This window comes from Candidatus Omnitrophota bacterium (assembly GCA_016209275.1).
In the GTDB taxonomy this organism is placed as follows: Bacteria; Omnitrophota; Gorgyraeia; order Aquiviventales; family Aquiviventaceae; genus JACQWM01.
Genome location: JACQWM010000030.1, coordinates 1 through 19,785 on the forward strand (window position 1 = coordinate 1; position 19,785 = coordinate 19,785).

The following is a 19,785-nucleotide window of genomic DNA, read 5'->3' on the forward strand; positions in this document are numbered from 1 at the left end:
GACTGGATGACGTTAAACGTTTAACGTTAAACGTGCAACGTGTATTGTTGCGGACGTGGTGGAACTGGCAGACACGCGTGCTTGTGGGGCACGTGCCGCAAGGCATGGAGGTTCAAATCCTCTCGTCCGCATCTTCTCAACGGCGATATCAGATATGAAATGGCCATTTCATATCTGATATCAAACTGGCAATCCATATCAGATATCAAAACGCCATTTCATATCTGATATCGTTTTGGGATTGACAAGTTACGTCAGACTTGTTACTGTGAGCAAAGCAGTGGTCGGGTCATACAGTTTCTCGCGCACCGCGTGACACAACATATTCGGCAGACAATTCGGATGGTCAGTGATCCCCCTCCAGATGGGTTGAGGGGGATTTTTCTTTGCAAAGGAGGGCCAGCGCCGTGAAGAGGTGGTATCGAACTGTGCTCTGGGCACTAGCGCTTGTGGCGGCAGCCGCCTTAACCGCTGAAGATCACTTTCGCCGGCTGAACGCGGAACAGTATCGCCAGGCCGTTGAACGGCGCGTGGCCCTGGAGCAGCGGGTGGCGCACATCGTCAAGACGCACGACCGATTGCAAGAGACGCTGCAGCGGGAGCAACAGCGCTCGCAGGAGCTCACCGCAGCCCTGGCCAAGACGCAAGCGCAGTTGGAGCAGGTGGTGGGGCGGTTGAATGAAGAGAACCAAAACGTCCAGACGCTGAAACTGCGGCTGTCGAATGTCCATCAACAGGTGGATAAATTGCAAGTGGAGCTAGCCATGGCGCTGCAGCTGCGCCAGGGTGCCACGGCGGGGGCAGCGGGCGCTGCGGGTCCTCTCCAGCTTCAGCGGGTGATCGTCAGCAGCGCTGAATCGCCGGGACTGCAAGGGCATATCCTGTCGGTGCATCCGGATTGGGATTTTGTCGTCGTCGATTTCGGATGGAACACGGTCAACGTGGGCGACATCATCTCCATCACCCGCGATAAGACACTCCTCGCCAAGGCCCGCGTGGAGCGCGTCCAGGAAGCGGTGTGCGCGGCCACCATCCTGCCTGAGTGGAAGACAACGGAGATTCGGGTCCATGATCTTGCGAAACTCCTCTAAGTGGTCAGTGGTTCTCGGCCTCGCCCTCCTTGGCGGGAGCGGATGGCCTCTCCTGCCGCAGGCCCTCGCGGCTCAGACGAATGATCCCTCGGCGAGCAGCACGACGGTCATTGTCTTGACGGTGGCCGCTGGCGATCAGATCCGTTGGCAGAGCAGCTTTACCGAACACCCTCCCACGATCAGCATCCGGTTTCCCAAACAGCATGTGATCAGCTCGCTTCCGGAGCGTACGGCGGTGGGCCGGGGCGTGGTGCAGAGCCTGACGGCCCGCTACGACGCCGCGGCCGGAAGCCGGGGCGCTCGATTTCTTGACGCCGTGGACATCGCGCTCAGCGGGCCCTATGCCTATCGGGTCCGCTCGCAGAACGGGCGGGTGATTGTCGAAATTGATCATCCGGCTTCGGTGGGAAGTGCGGCGATGGAAATCGGCCTGACGGACGGCGCCATCTCCAGCCCGCTCATCACGGCTCGCGTGAGCGAGCGGTTTCGGGCCATGCAGGAAGCGCTCGCGAGGGCCACGCCGACACCCTGGACGTTTCAGGTCAACCAGCCGGCTGCTCCTGGAGCCTTCGGTGTGGCTGCGCTGGCTCAGGCACGAAGCGCGAAGGCCGCGCCGCGGCCCCTCGGAGCTCCATGGACTCCCCGCTCCGCGCCGCGGACGGCGCTGGCCATGTGGATCGGCCTCATCAGCCTGGCTGGATGGTGGCTGTTGCGCCGCGCCCTGCCTGGAGGGTGGCCGCGGAAGCGCGCGGGCGATCTGGCCGCATCCTCCGGTGTAAAGATGCTCGATGAACTCGCGTGGAAAACGTTTGAGCGGCAAGGGTATGAGGTGGTCTCGAGCGCTGAGCTGACGAAACCGCTCGCCGGCTCGTTTCGCGTGATTGCGAAGCAGGGCGAGTCATCCGCGTGGTTCGTGGCCGGCCACGGCGCGTTTTATGATAAACAGACGGTGCAACGATTTCTGTCAGCGATGCAATCGGCGCGCGTGGCCCGGGGATTTTTGATCGCTCCAGGCTCCTTCACCGTCCCGGCGCAGCGCTTTGCCAGCGAACATCAGATTCAGCTGATCGGGCGGGAACAGCTGACGGAGTTGCTGAGCCTGGGGGCGCAGAGCGAAACCGCCTCGAAGCAGGTCGAGACGTTGCGCGCGCAGCTCGAGGAGATCAACGCGACGCTGGCTCGCTGCGCGCAGGAGCTCGATGACCTGCGGCGCCAGCGCAACGAGGCCAGCTGGTTTCTCGGGGAAGAGCGGACGCGCTCCGCCAGCCTTGAGGCCCAGCTGCAGGAGCTCTCCGATGCGCGGGTCCATGACGCTGCCGCGCGCCAGCAGGCCGAGACGGATGCGATGAAGTGGCACAAGCAATGGGAAGAGAGCCAGTGGTATTTAGGGGAATCGCGCACGCGCGTCGCTCACCTGGAGGATCAGCTGGCCATTCTCCAAGACCTGTCGTCGCGGCTTGAAACCGCCGAGCGCGAAGCGCGGGAAGCGAGCTGGTTTCTTGGCGAGGAGCGCGTGCGGACCGAAGCGCTGGAGGCGCAAGTCGCCACCCTGCAACGAGCGCTCGATGAGGCGCAACAGGGCCGGAGCGAATTGCAAGCGATGATGGCGCGCCTCACGAAGGAGCTGACGATCTTGCGCACCGTCGGCGAGCGGCGAGCGTCGGAGCGCGTCACGGTTCCGGCGATGGCCGTCGAGCTTCGCCTGAACGGCGGCGAGTCGATCGTCTCGGGCGCGTGCCGCAATATGAGCGGCGGCGGGATCAGCCTTGAGGCCGACCGCGCTCTGCCGACGGACACCTCGTGCCGCTTGCGGTTGTCCCTGCCGGGCCAGGAACCCTTCGACTCCACGGCCAAGATCAAATGGCAGCGGACGCTTGACACGCAGCCCGTCCGCTATCAAAGCGGCTTTCAATTCACGGGGCTGAATCCTTCGAAGCGCCAGTGGTTGAAGCAATTGCTCGCTGCCGCCAGCCAGCCGGCGTCCAAGTAGTCATTCCGGATGCAGGAACGACGCACCACCGTCCGGGTTCCTCACCGAGGACGCACCCACTACTGTCCTGCGGATGAGGCTCCCAAAGACGGGCAACTCATCAACCTCAGCGAGCGCGGGGCCGGCGTCTTAACGCGCGAACCGCGCCAGGCGGGAGAGCGGATCGCGATCCATGTCTCCCTTCCTAGCATCTCTCAACCCCTCACAGCCGGCGGTGTGGTGCGATGGTCCGATCCCGAGCCAAGAGAGCTTGGGTGGTATCCCGCCGGGATTGAGTGGCTGCCCTTGGAGGAAACCGCGCAGCAAGGCCTGCATCAGTTTCTGCGCGCGGCGGAGCATGCTCCGGCAGCATGGCTGTGGGTGCTTGCGGCGAAACGCTTCGCGTTCCTCGCAGGACTGGTGGGGCTGGCGATGCTGATGGCGCTGCTCATGGCTTGGGGGGCCCTCGCGCACCGGCGCAATCTGCGTTTGCGCGCCGTGTTCTCTGAGCAGGCGAAGGCGATGGACCAATTGGAAATTGCCAAAGCGAGCTTGGAGCAGGCCTTGACCGCGGCCACGACGAGCTTGGCCGACACGGTACAGACGGTGGAGCAGCTCGGGACGCAAGCGCAAACGCTGGAGCAGACGGTGGAGCAGCTGCGGAGCCATGTGTCAGAGGTTCGGCAGTCCTACGATCAGGTGCGAGGCGAGCGCGACCAATTTATCCAGCGCGTCGTCAATCTTGAGCGAGAGCGCGTGGATCGGATTCCGGTGCGCGAGCTGCAGCTGGCGATTCGCGAAGCCATTGAGCGCCGACAGCTGAATCTGTTCTCCAGCGTGCCTGTGCTGTCAGTGCTCAAGCGGCGGACCGAGGCGCCGCGGCCGCCGCCGACCCCCCGCCAGCCGCCGAAGCCAGCACCTCCGCTTGTCGGCAATCAGGGGTATGTGATGCTCAACGGCAAACCCACCATGCCGGCGACGCCGCAGCGCGTTCGCGTCTACGATCCGCAGCTTGCTCCCTCCGACTGAACTACGAAGGAGTTTGTCGTCGCTCTTTCACGTAGGAGCTGCCAGGGTCCCGCTTGGCCAGGGCTTTGAGTTCAGCGCCGATTTGCGCCACATGCCCGGCCGTCTTCAGCGGGCGGACTTCATTCGAGACGAGCGCAATCGAGATGGAGAGCAGGGGAATGCTCGCCTCACGCCCGTCGTGGTCCGCGTGCAGGAGGTGGCCGCGGGCGCGATCCTCGGCGTCATGGAGGGGGAGAGCCATCCCGTCGAATTCACGGACCACGGACTGGCAGATCTGTTCGGCGCGATCCGGGGTCGTGATGAGAATGAAGTCATCGCCGCCGATGTGCCCCACGAAGTCGTCCCGTCCGCCAAGCTGCTTGGAGACCCGCAAGAGGAGTTGAGCGGTCTGTTGGATGAGGCCATCGCCTCGCTGAAATCCGTAGTGGTCATTGAACGCCTTAAACCGGTTCAGATCGATATAGCACGCGGCGAATTGCCAGCCTGAGGCGATGCGGCGTTCCAGCTCCTGCTGGATGGAAAGATTGCCCGGGAGTTTCGTCAGCGGGTTCGCCTCCAGGTCCATGGAGGTGCGCCGCAGCACCATCTGCACCCGCGCGAGCAATTCCTGCGGCTCAAACGGCTTGACCAGGTAATCATCCGCGCCCGCGGAAATCCCCTGGACTTTATCCTGCACCTCGCTTTTTCCCGTCAGCATGATGATCGGCAGGTGGCGCAGGAGCACGTCCTGTTTGAGCTGCTCGCACACCTGCAGTCCGGTCAGCTCGGGCATCATGTAATCCAGGATGATCAAATCCGGCGGATGCTCGCGCACCGCCTGTAAGGCCCGCTGGCCGTTTTCCGCTTCTCCGACGATAAAGCCGGCCGACTCTAAGATCGAATGCAGGATATCCCGCAAGTCCGGATCATCATCCGCGATCAAGATGGTCTTCCGTAATTCGGTCATCGGGGCAGCTCCACGAAGAACGTGCTCCCTTTCCCTTTGACGGATTCCGCCCAGATGCGTCCATGATGGGCCTCGACAATGCGTTTCACCAGGGCCAACCCCAGGCCGGTGCCGCGGATCTGCTGGTTGACGGGATCGTTGGCGCGGTAGAATTCCTGGAACAGTTTCGGCAGCTCCTCCGAGGGGATGCCGCAGCCGGTGTCCGCCACGGACGACACCACGGCCCCGCGCTCCTGTTCCATGCTGAGCCGGATGGACCCGCCCTCCGGCGTGTATTTGATCGCGTTGGAGAGCAGGTTGACGAACACCCGCTGCAAATGCTGCGCGTCTCCGAGCAGGTGCGTAATGCCGTCCGGATCCGCCTGATACGCGATGCGCTTGGCCTCCATCTGCGGCAGCACCACATCATGGACGCTGGTGAGGAGTTCTTGAACGGGAATCTCTTTCTGATCCATCGTGACCCGGCCTGATTCGATCCGCGCGATATCCAAGAGGTTGTTGATAAATTGCGCCAGCAAATCCGCATGCTTCTCGATTTTCGCGATCCGCTCCTGTTGCGGCGGGGCCAGCGCGCCGAATTGCCCGCTGCCCAGCAGCGACGCATAGCCTTTGATGGCGGCTAACGGTGTTCGCAATTCATGCGAGACCGCCGAGACAAAGTCGCTTTTGGATTTATTCAGCTGCTTCAGCTGCGCGTTCGCCGCGGCCAGCTCCTTGGTGCGTTGCTGGACGTTGCGTTCAAGCTCTTGCTGAGAGACCCAAGATTTTTCGTACAAGGCGGAGTTTTCGATGGCCGTCGAGAGTTGATTCGTCAAAATGGAGACCAGCTCCTCATCGGCCTTTGTCGTGGAGGAGGAGCTCGCCGCCCGCCCCAGCACGATGCACCCGGAGGGGCCCTCGTGGGGGCTGATGCGGGCGATCACCGCCGAGGGCACCCCCAGCAGTTTGAGCAAGGTGGACGCGGCCTCATCGTTTAGAGCGCTGGTTTCGGACATCAGGGTCAACGGGGTCGGCTGCTTCAGGATGCGTGCGAGCAAACCGCTCTGCAGCACATGCGCGGCGACGTGTTCCGCCGCCGCCGGCGTGACACCGATCAGCGCGCCCCAACGAAGGCTCGCGGGGCTCACGCATCGCCCCAGCAGCGCGTTGGAAAATCCGAAGTTGGTGACGGTGGCGGCATCCAACTTCTGGAAGACTTCTTCAGGCCGCAGACTCACGCGCAGGTGTTGGCCCAGCTGATGGAGCGCCATCAGCGACGCCAGCCGCCGATCGAGCTCTTCCTGCGCGCGGTGCAGCTCCAAGTCGGTTCGGATGATGAGCTTGGCCTGCTGATCCAGCTGCTCATACGCGGTTTGCAGCCGCTTGAACTCGGTGAATCGCTTGAAGAATGCGAAGAGCGTGTCCATGAGCGCTTAGGTTCCGATGGCGATCACCAGCACCGATCCGGTTTGCATCGAGATGCGGTCGGCGGTCATGCGCGCGGTGACAGGGGCTTGCTCGCCGTACGTGTAGCAGCCGGCCATCGGGGTCGCCGTCCCGATGACGTCCCGGATCCGGTCGATTTCCACGGCCGCATACCGGGATCCCAGCAAGATCTGCCGGATCACGGAGTCAAACACCAGGACGCAACTGATGCGGTTCATGCCGCGCACGGCGGCTTGCGCGGCCTGCTGGGCGGCGTCAAGGGCTCGCTGGCGGCTGCCGATCATCAGCTGCAGCCACGCGCCCTCGCGGACTTCGCTGCTGCACAGGAGGCTGCCGTCGCTGCCGAACGACACCACATTGCGCAGCAGCCAAGGATCCGTGGCCTCCTGCTGGATGCCGAGCGGATACGCGATCGTCTGCCTCGTCATGCCCTCATGCCTGAGCCGTTCCATGACGTCGGCCCCGAAGTATTCTTCGTAGACCGACGCCGCCGGCCGCTGATCCAATTCATAGAGGATGTTGGCGGAGGCTTTCGTGATCCGCCGCGGTTTGCTGATCGGCGCAAACCCATGACCGCTGCCCACGCCGATCTTGACCGCGCCGGCGAAGAGGACGCCGGCCACAGCGCCCGTGGCGACGTGATCGTTGCAGTATTGATACGTCTGCGCGAATCGCCGATCATCGCCGGCAATGCCGCCGGCAATCATGGTGCCCGTCCCAAGCACCTCTTGCAATCCGCGGATGACCTCGGCGTAGCTCGTCATCAGGCCGTCGCCCAGCAGGAGAAATCCTGCTCGGGGCAGCCCATCACACCCTTGTGTTGCGGCAAACGCCAGCTGCTGGCCGGCGTCTCGCGGGGCGCGGTCGACCGAGAGGCTCATCCCGACCTGGCAGACCATCCCCTTGCCGAAGAACAGGACAAGGACGCAGCGATGGCTGGCTGGTCCCTGCGGCGTGATCTCGCCGGCGGTGCTTTCCCCGAGGAGGGGAGTCGTCGGCAAGACCGCGCGAATGCCGGCCAGGAGCTCTTCTTGCTGCAGCCATGATGAGCCGAAGACGAGGGCGAGTTTCGGCGCGAGTTTGGGGATCTGTCCCAAGGCTCGCCGAGCCGCTTCGCTGCCGGCGGTTCCGGCATCAGGGAGATCGCTCCACCCGACTGAGGAGAGGATGTCGTCAACCATTGGATTCGTCATGACAAGTATATCCGATGCCAATCATTGCCGTGATGTTGTATGCAGGCGGCGCTTCCATTCGTAGAGCGATTGGTCCGCGGCCTGCAGGCTCTCCTGCGCCGTCGCATGATCGGCCTCGGCCCGCGCCATCCCGACGCTGAGGGTGACGCTGGAGAGGCCGCGGCGCCGGCCGTTGGGCACCGCCACCGAGATCTGCCGGAGTTTTTCCGCGACGGCGGCGGCCTGCGGCTCGGTGGTTTCCGGCAGGGCGACCACGAATTCATCGCCGCCGAACCGTGCGAGCAGATCCGATTGCCGCAGCATCATGCGCAGCTCGCGAGCCACCTGCTGGAGCACGACATCGCCGGCGGCATGGCCGAGCCGGTCATTGACCTGCTTGAAGCCGTTGACGTCGATCATCAAGCACGCCAGCGGGCGGTTGTACCGTTTGGCGCGCGCATATTCCAGCTCCCATCGGTCCAGGAAGAACCGCCGGTTGTTCAATCCGGTGAGCTCATCGGTGGTGGCCATCAGCCGCAGCCGCTGGGAGGTGCGGCGCAGGGCGGCCGTGCGTCGCAGCACGGCCCGCTGCAGCACCCACGTGCGCGCCGCGAGGATCCACACCAGGGCGATCACGCCCGCGGCCACCATGACCCCGAGGCCTATGGCGGTCATCGTGAGCGTTGAGAGGGTTCGGACGGCGGGCGTGCGCTCCGGCTGCATCTGCAGCAGCCAGCGCGCGCCGGCAAACACGAACGCGTGCTCCACGGTCATCGGCGCAGCAGGCGATCCGTCAGCGATCCATTGTGGCGAGCGATACAGCACGGCCTGATCCTGCAGGAATTGCGCCGGGGCATCCGGCGAGGCCTGGGCGGCGAACACATCATCGGCCAAGGCCTTCACGTCGAAGACGCCGCAGACGGCGGCGGACCCGTGCGAGGATGCGCGCAGCGGCTCCAGGAAGATCAGCCAGGTCCGTGTTGAGCGCGCCCTCGCCACGAAGGCCGAAGGGCTCCGCCAGGTTGCGGCGTTCTGGCTGCGTGCGCGCAGAAGGCGATTCAGCTGCGCGGCATCCGCCGCGGAGAGCGACGGCGGGGTCGACCACCAGGCGATGCCGTCCGTGGCGTTCAGCAGCCCGATGCCCACGAGATACCGCGTGTGCGCCACCGCGCTGATTCCCATCGCCTTGAGGGACGCTGCGGGCAGCTGCGGCTGGCGATTCATGGTATCGCGCAGCAACGTGACGGTGCCGCGCCGGCTTTTGAGGGTGCTCAGCAGTTGGCTGCTGAGGTCGGCGATGCTGTTGCGCGCATCGCGCTGGATCGCCTGATGGCCGCGCCATTGGAGGAGGCCGATCGATACTAACAGCACCACGCTGATGGCCAACGTCACAAAGGACGCGATGAGGATTCGTCGGTAGCGACGAGCGGTCAGGCGAATGAATGCTGAACGTAGCTGCGCACCCCCCATGACGTCATTGTAACGTTGATAGCAAGGCGGGACAAGCTGGAGGAACAATCTTGGAAAATACAACGATTGCTTCAAGTTTAATGTTTCAGGTTTCAAGTTGTTACGCTAACTTGGAACTTTAAACCCGAAACTTGAAACAAGAAGTGAGATTAGAATCCCGGGGCGGAAGTACAACCGGTAGGCGGTTTACTCGTCTTGACTTTGGCGAGAAGAACTTCGGCTTCTTTCAGGGCTTTGGTTTCGGCTTCTTGCTTCGTGGTTCCTTGCGCCTTAACCACCCAAGCACCTGGATCCGTGTTGTCGATCGTGGTGTGGTAGACGGCGCCGAGTTTGTACGTCACCACATTCGCCGGCCAACCGGCCAATTGAATCTTGCGTTCGGAATACTCTTCAGGTTTCGCCATTACTCAAGGCGATATCAGATATCAAATGGCCATTTGATATCTGATATCGATCTGGGGTTAGGGTTTCTCAATCGGCGCGGCCACAAGATTGCCCCACTCGGTCCAGCTGCCGTCGTAGTTCTTGACGTTCTTGTAGCCCAGCAAGTGCTTGAGGACAAACCACGTGTGGCTTGATCGCTCGCCGATGCGGCAGTACGCGATCACCGGCTTCTCGCCGGTAATGCCGACCACTCCATAGAGCGCTTTCAATTCCTCGAGGCTCTTAAAGGTGCCGTCGTCGTTGCAGGCCCTGCTCCAGGGGATGCTCGCCGCCCCTGGGATGTGGCCGCCGCGCTGGCAGGTTTCCGGCAGTCCGGGGGGAGCCAGAATCTCTCCCTTGTATTCTTGCGGGCTGCGGACATCGATCAGGTGCGCCGATTTCTTGGCCGAGGCCTCCATCACCTCAGGCAGCAATGCGCGAATGGAGTGATCCGGCTCCTGGGCCTGGTACGAGGCCGCCGTGACCTTCGGCGCCTCCGTGGTCAATTCACGGCCTTCGGCGATCCACTTTTTGCGGCCGCCGTTCATCAGGCGGACATCATGATGGCCGTAGACCTTCAACTGCCACAGCGCCCAGGCGGCGAACCAGTTGTTGTTATCCCCGTAGAGGATGATCGTTGTGGCGTTGCCAATACCGGACTCCCCCAGCAGCCGCTCAAACTTCGCCTTCGGGATGATGTCGCGGCGCAGGGTGTCGCACAGTTGCGTATCCCACGCCCAACCCAGGGCATTAGGCACATGGCCTTCCGAGTAGGCGGTGGTGTCGACGTCCACCTCAACGAGCCGGAGGGAGCGGTCGGTGAGGTGCTGGGCGACCCACTCCGTTGAGACGAGGACGGTTGACTCCGCTGTTGCGGCTGACGCGGCGTGCACGACCATCTGAAACCTCCCTGTTATCTTACCACTTACTATGATTTATCGCATAGTTCCCGTCAAGCGAAAACCGTCGACGAGACGTTCCTTGCCAGGCACCGTCGGAATTGGGTATACTCATATGGTATATCCTTCGCGGACCTACCGCAGAATCGGCAACAGATGCAGGACCGTTGATGAAAATTGCCAGCATCGCCTACGCGCTTCCCAGCAAAAAAGTCACCAATGACATGGTGATTCGAGATATTCTCCGCCACCATCAGTGGAAGGCGGCGTTCATGTTTGCCAAGGGCATGGTGGCAAGTCGGTTGCGGCAAGGCTTCGTGCGCGCCGGAACGCTCATTCGGTACCACCGCAACCAGGGCGAGCGGGCGATTGACCTCACCCTCAAAGCCGGCACTGAAGCCCTGCGAAAAGCCGGGATCGCCCCGGAGCAGATCGACTTGCTGATTTACACCGGGGTGGGACGCGCGTGGCTTGAGCCGGCGATGGCGAATCTGTTTCAAAGCGAACTCGGCCTGACCAACGCCACCTGTTTTGATGTGACCGATGCCTGTGCCAGCTGGTTGCGCAGCCTGTTTATTGCCAAGAGCTTCGTGGATCAAGGAACGTACAAGACCGTCATGATCATTAATTCGGAATTTATGTGTTTGGAGGCGTGCGTGGAACCGCGCCTCAGACGGCTTGAAGATTTGTACCTACGGTTTGCCGGCTACACCGTCGGGGAAGTGGCGGTGGCAACGATTGTCACCGCCGGAGGCGACCCCAACAATTTTTACTTCAGTTTCAAGAACTGGAGCAATACGTACCACCTGTGCCAAATCCCGATGCCGAATGCCCACGAATACATCCCGAGCCGAGCCCTGGTCGCCGTGGGAGCATCAGGAAAGCCAGCCAACGGCCACAACATACAGTATCAAACGATGGCCCTCAACACCCTGGCGAAAGATTTGCTCTTTACGGTCGTTGAGAAGCTGACTGAGCACTACAAGAGCGACCCGGCACTCTCACGCGAGCCGCATGATATCATCTTCTGCCATGACGTCAGTGATGTCTCAACACAGATGGGTATTGCGCATATGGGGCCGGAGTACGCCTCCCGGGTGTTCCGCACGCATGCCCGATTCGGCAACACCGTCTCAGCGTCCATTCCGCTGGGTATAGCGCTCGCCCTTGAAGAGGGGAAACTCAAGCCGGGCATGAGCACGCTGATCGTCTGCGGCGCATCCGGCGTCACCACGGGGTTCTGCAAGTTCCGGTACGAATAACAGACGGAGGGAAGGCATGCCCTCCTCGCACACAGATTGCGATGTCATCATCGTCGGAGGAGGGCCGGCAGGTTCCACGGCCGCGTTCAACCTCGCCCGCCGCGGCCGAAAGGTCCTCGTCCTCGATAAGGCAGTATTTCCCCGCATTAAACCTTGCACAGGGTGGATTACCCCGCCGGTCTTTGAGCTGCTCGAATTAGCACCCGCCGACTACCCCCATACCCTCCAACGTTTCACCGCGTCGTCCTTTGTCGTGGGCACGACCTACTATGAAACGCGGGAGGCGAAAACCGCAAGTTTCTGCATCATCCGCCGCGAATTCGACCATTTCCTCCTAGAACGCGCTGCCGCCAATGGTGCTGAGATTCGAGAAGGTATTGCAATTATGGACATCGAGCGACCCGAAGAGGGCGGGGTAGTGATCACAGCGCAGGGGGGGAATGTCTGGCGCGCAAAGCTGATCATCGGTGCCGGCGGCACGAATTGTCCCGTATCGCGCCGTTTCGGCAACCACGTTGAGAAGGAGCGGATTATCGTCGCCACCGAATCTGAGACGTATTTGGGCGAGGAAGTTCTGCGGAAACTGACACCTCATTACGGGACGGCGGAGCTCTTCTTTGAGGACGATTACTTCGGCTATGGCTGGTATGTCACCAAAGGGGGGTGGCTCAACGTCGGAGTGGGACGTTTTCAGCACAAGACCCGGAATCTCAATGAGGCGCGCGAGCGGTTCATGAAACGCCTTGAGGCGCTGGGTCGTTTGGAGGGGGTTAAAGATCGGCTGACGCCGTTTCTCGGCCATCCGTACAAATATTATGATGCCACACCGCGCAGACTCGCCGGCGACCGGTTTTTGTTAGCAGGCGATGCGGGTGGGTTTGCCACGCGGTGGGCCGGCGAGGGCATCCGCCCTGCGATTCATTCGGCGAAATTAGCGGCTGAGGTTGCGGAGGAAGCGCTTTGCCGCAATGACTTCAGCGAAGCGTTCCTCTCCCGGTATGTCCGCCGCACCGAGCAGGTGTTCGGCCCTCGGTGGCTGCAGGCTCCGATGAGCTTGTTTTATTTTCATTCCCCGGGTTGGCTGAGACGTTTCATTGGCAACCAGCTCTGCCGCCGATCACTGCTTCGCAGAAAGATTCTCTTCGAGTATGTGTTCGCGTGCGTACCTGTGGATTGTTGATGAGATGAGCGGAGCCGCCAGATGACATCAGCGTATCGAGGCGCATCGCCTCGCGCGATTCAGCGTCACTATGATGTCGGCAACGACTTCTACGCCCTCTGGCTCGATACCAAGACGTTCTGCTATTCCTGCGCCATGTGGGAACCCGGAGACACGCTCGAGGCCGCCCAGCTGAGAAAATACGAGTGGCATATTGCTCAGGCCAGGGCGCATGAGGCGTCCCATGTCCTCGACATCGGCTGCGGGTGGGGCGGGTTGTCGCGGCTGCTTGTGGATGAGCACCGCGTCGGACACGTCGTCAGCTTGACCCTCAGCAACGCGCAAGTTGAGTACATTCAAGCCCTCCACCATCCGAGAATTGAGGCCCGGTTAGAGGGGTGGGCCGAGCATCGCCCCGCTGCCCCGTATGATGCGATTCTCGCGGTGGGCGTTCTGGAACACGCGGCGCGGTCCGGATTATCCAGTCGAGAGAAAATCAACGCGTATCGCACGTTCTTCCAGCACTGTCATCGGATGCTCAAGCCGGGACGGTGGATATCAGGCCAGACGATTACGTATGAAACGATTGGATGTGTGGAGCGCGTGATGGGACCGACGTTGTGGCGGTGGTGGCCGGGCGGCACCGTGTCCATCGTCTCCTTGGGCCGCCGATCGGTGGTGTTCCGTCGTGCGCTCTCGCGGCTGATGAAGTCCCTGGGGGGATTTCATGACGGTTTAGATCCCTTTGACGCGCTCTCGCTCCTGGATGTGTTTGCCGAATCCACGCTGCCTCGTCTTGCCGAGTTGTCCGAGGCGACCGAGGGGCTGTTCGAGATTGAGATGATTCGCAATGACCGCGAGGATTATCGGAAAACGACGCAGGAGTGGCACGAACGATTGCAGGCCAGGCGAACCGAGGCCATCGCTCTGGTGGGCGAGGCGGTGACGGCCTACTATGAGCGCTATTTGTCCACGTGCGTCCGCGTCTTCGAGTCGAAGGCGTGCGGCCTGGTGCGCTTTGTCCTTCGTCGGCTGTGATTCCTGTCAGCGCGACGAGCATCCATATGGCCCGGCGCAACGCCGATCGCTTCGCTCCTTGAAGCATCCGATGCGAATCAGGTACACTTATCAGGTTACCCACATCGTCATTGTGTTTTCTCTGTCCAGGGAGATGGAGGGGGCTTCATGAAAATCGCCGGCATGGCCTACGCTTTGCCCAGCAGGCAAGTCACCAATGAGATGGTGATTGAGGAGTTTCGGAGGCAAAACCGGAAGTTTTTCTTCGTGCGAAATATGCTGGCCAAGAAGCTCCGCGAGGCTTTGGAGCACTCCGGGACGCGCATTCGATATCACCGAGCCCCTGGGGAGACCGCCGTTGATTTTGCGCTCCAGGCTGGAAGAGAGGCGCTCGAGCGCGCTGAGATCGCCCCGGAGGCTGTCGACTTGGTGATCTACACCGGGGTGGGGCGGGCGTGGCTTGAGCCGGCGATGGCGCACCTCTTCAAGAGCCTCCTTGGCCTACGCGCGGCAACGTGCTTCGACGTGACCGACGCGTGCGCGAGTTGGGTGCGCAGCCTATCGGTGGCGAAAAGTTTTCTGGACCAAGGGACCTACAAAACTGCGTTGATCATCAACGCGGAATTCAATTGCCAGGAATGCGGGGGGCTCGCCCCGGGGAGGAAGGACCCGAAGGCGCTCTATTACAAAACACCCTTGCGGCGTCCCCAGGATCTCTACTATCGAGTCGCAGGCTACACGATTGGGGAGGCCGCCACGGCGACCGTGCTGGTGGCTGATGGGCAGCCGGATAATTTCCATGTGTCCTTGAAGAGCTGGGAGCAGTCGTATGACCTGTGTCAGATCACCCTTCCCAACGCCGAGCAGTTCCTCGGCCATGGCGGAAGTCGCAGCCGCCAAGGTCCGCTGGAATTCTACGCGGCACCGAAAGAATTACTCGCCTTTGTCGTGGAGAAGTTAACGGAACACTATCAGTCCGACGCGCAGCTCTCGAAGGATCCTCACGATATTATCTTTTGCCATGATGTGAGCGATGTCTCGACCTCCGCGGGGATCAAGCAGTTTGTGCCGGAGTATGCGGACCGCGTGTACCGGACGTACGCGCGGTTCGGCAATACTGTCTCCGCCTCCATCCCGCTTGGCATGGCGATGGCGCTAAAGGAAGGCAAGCTCCAGCCGGGGATGCGCGTGCTCATCGTCTGTGGAAGTGCTGGCGTGACGACAGGATTCTGCAAGTTTACCTACGTGCCGGCGCATCGGCATCGCGAGGAACCAGTGTCTGCCGCCGTCGGCATCAAATCGCAAGGATGATGAAGCTGGAAGATGACATCAACCTATCTCGGGGCGTCGCCTCGCGCCATTCAACGCCACTACGATGTCGGTAACGACTTCTACGCCCTCTGGCTCGACGCCAAGACCTTCTGCTATTCCTGCGCCATGTGGGAGCCCGGAGACACGCTCGAGGCCGCCCAGCTCAGAAAATATGAATGGCACATCGCCCAGGCCAGGGCGCACGAGGCGTCCCAGGTCCTCGACATCGGCTGCGGGTGGGGCGGCTTGTCGCGGATGCTTGTGGATGAGCATGGCGTTGGACACGTCGTCAGTTTAACTCTCAGCAAGGCGCAGGCTGATTACATTCGCGCGCTCAACCATCCGAAGATCGACGCCCGCTTGGAAGGGTGGGCCGATCATCAACCCACGGGCTCCTACGACGCCATCTTGGCCGTGGGGGTCTTAGAGCATGCGGCGCGACTAGGATTATCCAGCCATCAAAAAATCAACGCCTACCGCACGTTCTTTCAGCGATGCCATCGGATGCTGAAGCCAGGACGGTGGATGTCAGGTCAGACGATTATCTTTGAAAATGTTGGGCGAATGGAGCGCATCTTGGGGCCGACGCTGTGGCGGTGGTGGCCAGGAGGGGCCCAAGCACTCCTGTCGTTCAGTCGACGAGTTCCTTTGGTCCGCACGCAACTCGCAGGGTTGATGAGACGGGTTGGAGAACTCCAGAATGGTTTTGATCCCTATGATGTGTTTGAAATTGTCGAGGTGTTTGAGGAATCCACGCTGCCCCGCATTGCGGAGTTTTCCGAAGCGGTTGAGGGATTCTTCGAAATCGAAATCATTCGAAACGATCGTGAACAGTATCGCCAGACCACCCAGGCATGGTACGATCGCTTACAAGCGCGACGCAAAGAGGCTGTCGCCATCGTGGGAGAAGCCACCACGGCGCATTACGAGCATTATCTGCTGGCCTGCACTCGCATCTTTGAGGCAAAAGCATGTGGGCTCATGCGTTTTGTCCTGCGTCGACTCTGATTCCACTCCACCTTGCGATGGATTGATTGAACGTGCTACCATGCAAGGTGAGCATGGCAGTGCTATCCAAGAAGCTATATCCCTTCGCCTCCCACGATCTTGAGCTTCCCGGCGGATTGAAGTATCATTACCTCAACGAGGGCCAAGGTGAACCGCTCGTCATGCTCCATGGGAACCCCACCTGGTCCTTCTACTACCGGCATCTGATTACGGCGTTCCGCGACCGCTACCGAGTCATCGTGCCGGATCATATCGGCATGGGGCTCTCGGATAAACCCCAGCACTACCCCTATCGCCTCGCGCAACACATCGCCAATCTCGAGCTCCTCATCGAACACTTGCACTTAAAGCGTATCACCCTGGTCATGCATGACTGGGGCGGCATGATTGGGATGGGCTATGCGGTGCGCCATCCACAGACGGTTTCCCGTTTCGTGGTGTTTAATACGACAGCGTTCGTCGATCCATCCGTGTTGCCGTTTCGATTGCGGCTCTGTCGCATCCCACTGATCAGCGAAGTGCTCATCCGGCGCTTCAATCTCTTTGCGCGGATTGCCCTGCGGACCGCGTGCTCCCATCAGGAACGTTTGACGCCAGACGTCAAGGCAGGATATCTCGCGCCCTATGACTCGTATGCCAACCGGATCGCCACCGCGCGGTTTGTTGAGGATATCCCCATGCCGGCGACCCATCCCACCTATCCGGTCTTGCACGCCATTGATCAGCAGCTTGAGCAGTTCCAGCGCCATCCCATGCTCATCGTCTGGGGGATGCAGGATCCCGTGTTTAGCCCGGCCTTCCTCCGCGCGTGGGAACGGCGGTTTCCACACGCACAGGTGAAACGCGTTGAGGATGCGGGACACTACGTGGTGGAAGACGCCTCTGAGCGGATCATCTCCTGGATGCACGAATTTCTCGCGAGCCATCCGGAGGGCTGATGGACGCCTCAGCGAACCTGGCGTTGCTCGTGACGGAGATCGCGCGCCGCGATCCATCTCGCATCGCGCTCATCTATCCACGCGGCCGTCGCATACAAGGTACGGTAGCGTATGCCCAGGTGACGTTTCAGCGGCTCAATGAGGAGAGCGATCGATACGCGCATGGCCTCAGCGCGTTTGGGATTCGGCCCGGGGATCGCGTGCTGCTGCTGGTTCCCATCGGTGTTGAGTTGCTGACGATCGCGATAGCACTTCTAAAAATCGGGGCCACGCTCATTCTCATCGATCCTGGCATGGGCAAACGCAACCTGCTGCACTGCATTCAAGAGGTGGAGCCCCGAGGGCTCATTGCCGTGCCGCTCGTGCATCTCTTGAAGGCCATCTCGGGAAAATATTTTCGCCAAATCACCCATGCCGTCACCGTCGGGAAGAAGTGGTGGTGGAGCGGGCGGACGCATACCGAACTGCGCGACGCCACCTGGCGGCCGTTTCCCGTGGCTGCAGTCAGCCCGAATGACCTGGCCGCCGTCGCATTTACCACCGGCAGCACCGGGATCCCGAAGGGCGTGCACTATTCCCACGGCGTCTTCGCCGCTCAGATTCGTCTGATGCGCGAGCACTACCTTCAAGACGATCGCATCGGGCTCGCGGCGTTTCCGACCTTTGCGCTCTATTATCTGATGATGGGCATTCCCTGTGTCCTGCCGCCGATGAATCCCAGCAAACCAGCCCAGGCGGATCCGCGCGCGATCATCGATCTGATTCAACGATTCTCCGTGACCAGCTCCTGCGGTTCCCCCATGTTTTGGAATCGTGTCAGCCCATATGCGGCCCAGCGGAGACTTCGCTTGCCCTCGCTCACGAAGGTGGTCATGTTCGGCGCTCCCGTGGCCGCGTCGATCCTTGAACAGCTCACCCATATTCTGCCTGAAGGGGCAGAAACATACACGCCCTATGGGGCCACGGAGGCCTTACCGCTGACGTCGATGACGGGCACAGAAATTCTCCAGGACACCTGGGCATTGACTCAGCAGGGACGCGGCGTGTGTGTCGGACGCGCGTTGCCTGAGATCACACTCAACGTGATTCGGCTCACCGATGAGCGGATTGCGGCGTGGGATGAGCAGCTGGTGCTGCCCCCAGGACAGATTGGGGAAATTGTGGTGAAAGGGCCGGTCGTGACCAAGCGGTATGACCATCGAGAGCGTGAAACCGCGATGGCGAAAATTGAGGAGGGTGCGGCGATTTGGCACCGCATGGGCGATGTCGGCTATCTGGATGAGCAGCAGCGGCTATGGTTCTGCGGTCGGAAAAACCACCGCGTGGTCATGGGTGATCGCACCTTCTACCCGGTGCCTTGCGAATCGATTTTCAATCAACACCCCGATGTCTTTCGCTCAGCGCTGGTCGGCGTCGGACCGCGACCGCATCAGCGGCCGATCATTCTCATTGAGCCAAAGCCGGGGAAGATGCCACGATCCCGTCGGGCCATCGCGCGGTTCAGTCGTGAATTGCTTGAGCTCGGACGCCAGCACGAGGTGACCCGCTCCATTGCGCATGTCTTGTTTTACCCGCGCTTTCCAGTGGATTTCCGCCACAATGCGAAGATTATTCGGGAAGCACTTGCGGTCTGGGCGGAACGCCATCTTCAGCGAGAAATTCGATGAGAGCGTTGGTGACGGGAGGGGGAGGATTCGTCGGGCGCTACATTGTTGAACGGCTCTTGAGTCGCGGCGACTCAGTGCGCGTGCTCGCACGGGGTCGCTATCCGGAACTTGAGCAGCTCGGTGTTGAGATGGTCTCCGGCGACCTGCGCGATGAAGCGGCTGTGGCGCGCGCCTGTGCGGAGCAAGAGGCGGTGTTTCATACCGCAGCCCGCGTCGGCCTCTGGGGGCCGTGGGAAGAGTTTTATGACATCAACGTGCGCGGAACCCAGCATGTGCTGGCGGGTTGCCGCGCGCACGGCGTGGCCCGCCTGATCTACACGAGCACGCCCAGCGTCGTGTTCGACGGGCGCGATCAGCGCAACGCGAACGAGGCGATGCCGTATCCGTCCCGCTACAGCAGCTATTACCCGGCGACCAAAGCCATCGCCGAGCGAGCCGTCATCGCGGCCAATGGCGCCAACAGGCTGCTGACCACGGCGCTGCGCCCCCACTTGATTTGGGGGCCGCGCGATACGCACATCATTCCTCAACTGCTCGCGCGGGCGAAGACGGGAAGGCTCGTGATGGTGGGAGACGGCCGGAATCTCGTTGACATGACCTACGTGGAAAATTGCGCCGATGCCCATCTCCTCGCAGCCGATCGTCTCGTCCCAGGATCACCGGTAGCCGGGCAGGTCTATTTTCTCAGCAATGGCGAGCCGGTGCGGCTGTGGGGGTTTATCAACCAAGTACTCGCCCGGCTTGGAGTGCCCACGGCAACGAGGCGTGTCCCCGCCCGGTTGGCGCGGATGGTGGGTGCTGGGCTTGAAGTGCTCTATCGCGCGGGACACCTGCCGGGCGAACCGTTCATTACGCGGTTTCTCGCCTCGGAGCTGTCCACCTCGCATTACTACGACATCTCAAAAGCCAAGCGGGATTTCGGCTACGTGCCGAAGATTTCCATGCAGGAAGGATTGGATCGGCTCGCCGCCTCGTGTGGCTGCTAGCGCCGTTCCAAAA

General features: G+C 61.3%; 17 protein-coding genes and 1 tRNA gene. 12 read left to right on the top strand and 6 right to left on the bottom strand.

The genetic code is table 11. The features are described 5' to 3' along the window. Nucleotides 1-49 precede the first annotated feature (49 nt). The 4 genes from HY737_04555 (at nucleotide 50) to HY737_04570 (ending at nucleotide 4,089) form a co-directional block, all read left to right on the top strand. Nucleotides 50-131 (top strand) — tRNA-His (locus tag HY737_04555). A gap of 276 nt (nucleotides 132-407) precedes the next feature. Then, nucleotides 408-1,091, top strand: a complete 684-nt coding sequence (locus tag HY737_04560) for a hypothetical protein (protein MBI4597658.1) — start codon at nucleotides 408-410, stop codon at nucleotides 1,089-1,091. 7 nt (nucleotides 1,092-1,098) lie between these two features. Then, entirely contained in the window at nucleotides 1,099-3,081 is a 1,983-nt protein-coding gene (locus tag HY737_04565) for a PilZ domain-containing protein (protein MBI4597659.1), read from the top strand. Nucleotides 3,082-3,090: 9 nt separating this feature from the next. Beyond that, nucleotides 3,091-4,089: a PilZ domain-containing protein gene (locus tag HY737_04570; protein ID MBI4597660.1), complete on the top strand. Its 999-nt coding sequence runs from the start codon at nucleotides 3,091-3,093 to the stop codon at nucleotides 4,087-4,089. A gap of 1 nt (nucleotide 4,090) precedes the next feature. On the opposite strand, the gene HY737_04575 is transcribed toward HY737_04570, so the two are convergent. The 6 genes from HY737_04575 to HY737_04600 form a co-directional block, all read right to left on the bottom strand. Beyond that, a complete protein-coding gene (locus HY737_04575; GenBank protein ID MBI4597661.1) occupies nucleotides 4,091-5,035 on the bottom strand; it encodes a response regulator in 945 nt (314 codons plus the stop codon). After that, entirely contained in the window at nucleotides 5,032-6,441 is a 1,410-nt protein-coding gene (locus HY737_04580; protein ID MBI4597662.1) for a HAMP domain-containing histidine kinase, read from the bottom strand. Before HY737_04580 ends, HY737_04575 begins: the two co-directional genes overlap by 4 nt. Nucleotides 6,442-6,447: 6 nt before the next feature. Further along, complete coding sequence (locus tag HY737_04585; protein ID MBI4597663.1) at nucleotides 6,448-7,653, bottom strand: FIST C-terminal domain-containing protein; 1,206 nt, start codon at nucleotides 7,651-7,653, stop codon at nucleotides 6,448-6,450. 21 nt (nucleotides 7,654-7,674) lie between these two features. Further along, entirely contained in the window at nucleotides 7,675-9,102 is a 1,428-nt protein-coding gene (locus HY737_04590) for a GGDEF domain-containing protein (protein ID MBI4597664.1), read from the bottom strand. Between the two features lie 149 nt (nucleotides 9,103-9,251). Next, the gene (locus tag HY737_04595; GenBank protein ID MBI4597665.1) at nucleotides 9,252-9,506 is read right to left on the bottom strand and encodes a hypothetical protein; all 255 of its coding nucleotides are present in this window, start codon (nucleotides 9,504-9,506) and stop codon (nucleotides 9,252-9,254) included. Between the two features lie 57 nt (nucleotides 9,507-9,563). After that, a complete protein-coding gene (locus tag HY737_04600) occupies nucleotides 9,564-10,424 on the bottom strand; it encodes a sulfurtransferase (protein MBI4597666.1) in 861 nt (286 codons plus the stop codon). A 170-nt stretch (nucleotides 10,425-10,594) separates the two neighbouring features. On the opposite strand from HY737_04600, the gene HY737_04605 reads away from it, so the two are divergent. The 8 genes from HY737_04605 to HY737_04640 all read left to right on the top strand — a co-directional run bounded on the left by HY737_04605 (nucleotide 10,595) and on the right by HY737_04640 (nucleotide 19,772). After that, a complete protein-coding gene (locus HY737_04605) occupies nucleotides 10,595-11,686 on the top strand; it encodes a hypothetical protein (protein ID MBI4597667.1) in 1,092 nt (363 codons plus the stop codon). A 16-nt stretch (nucleotides 11,687-11,702) separates the two neighbouring features. Beyond that, the gene (locus HY737_04610; protein ID MBI4597668.1) at nucleotides 11,703-12,866 is read left to right on the top strand and encodes an NAD(P)/FAD-dependent oxidoreductase; all 1,164 of its coding nucleotides are present in this window, start codon (nucleotides 11,703-11,705) and stop codon (nucleotides 12,864-12,866) included. A gap of 21 nt (nucleotides 12,867-12,887) precedes the next feature. After that, nucleotides 12,888-13,883 carry a class I SAM-dependent methyltransferase gene (locus HY737_04615; GenBank protein ID MBI4597669.1) on the top strand — a complete coding sequence of 332 codons (996 nt, stop codon included), beginning with the start codon at nucleotides 12,888-12,890 and terminating at the stop codon, nucleotides 13,881-13,883. Nucleotides 13,884-14,030: 147 nt separating this feature from the next. Then, entirely contained in the window at nucleotides 14,031-15,173 is a 1,143-nt protein-coding gene (locus tag HY737_04620; protein MBI4597670.1) for a hypothetical protein, read from the top strand. A gap of 12 nt (nucleotides 15,174-15,185) precedes the next feature. After that, on the top strand, nucleotides 15,186-16,181 hold the full coding sequence (locus tag HY737_04625) for a class I SAM-dependent methyltransferase (GenBank protein ID MBI4597671.1): 996 nt from the start codon (nucleotides 15,186-15,188) through the stop codon (nucleotides 16,179-16,181). A gap of 53 nt (nucleotides 16,182-16,234) precedes the next feature. Further along, nucleotides 16,235-17,119, top strand: coding sequence for an alpha/beta fold hydrolase (locus HY737_04630; protein ID MBI4597672.1), 885 nt, complete (start codon nucleotides 16,235-16,237; stop codon nucleotides 17,117-17,119). Further along, nucleotides 17,119-18,786, top strand: a complete 1,668-nt coding sequence (locus HY737_04635; protein ID MBI4597673.1) for an AMP-binding protein — start codon at nucleotides 17,119-17,121, stop codon at nucleotides 18,784-18,786. The genes HY737_04630 and HY737_04635 overlap by 1 nt, the downstream gene beginning before the upstream one ends. Next, the gene (locus HY737_04640) at nucleotides 18,783-19,772 is read left to right on the top strand and encodes an NAD-dependent epimerase/dehydratase family protein (protein MBI4597674.1); all 990 of its coding nucleotides are present in this window, start codon (nucleotides 18,783-18,785) and stop codon (nucleotides 19,770-19,772) included. Before HY737_04635 ends, HY737_04640 begins: the two co-directional genes overlap by 4 nt. Nucleotides 19,773-19,785 lie beyond the last annotated feature (13 nt).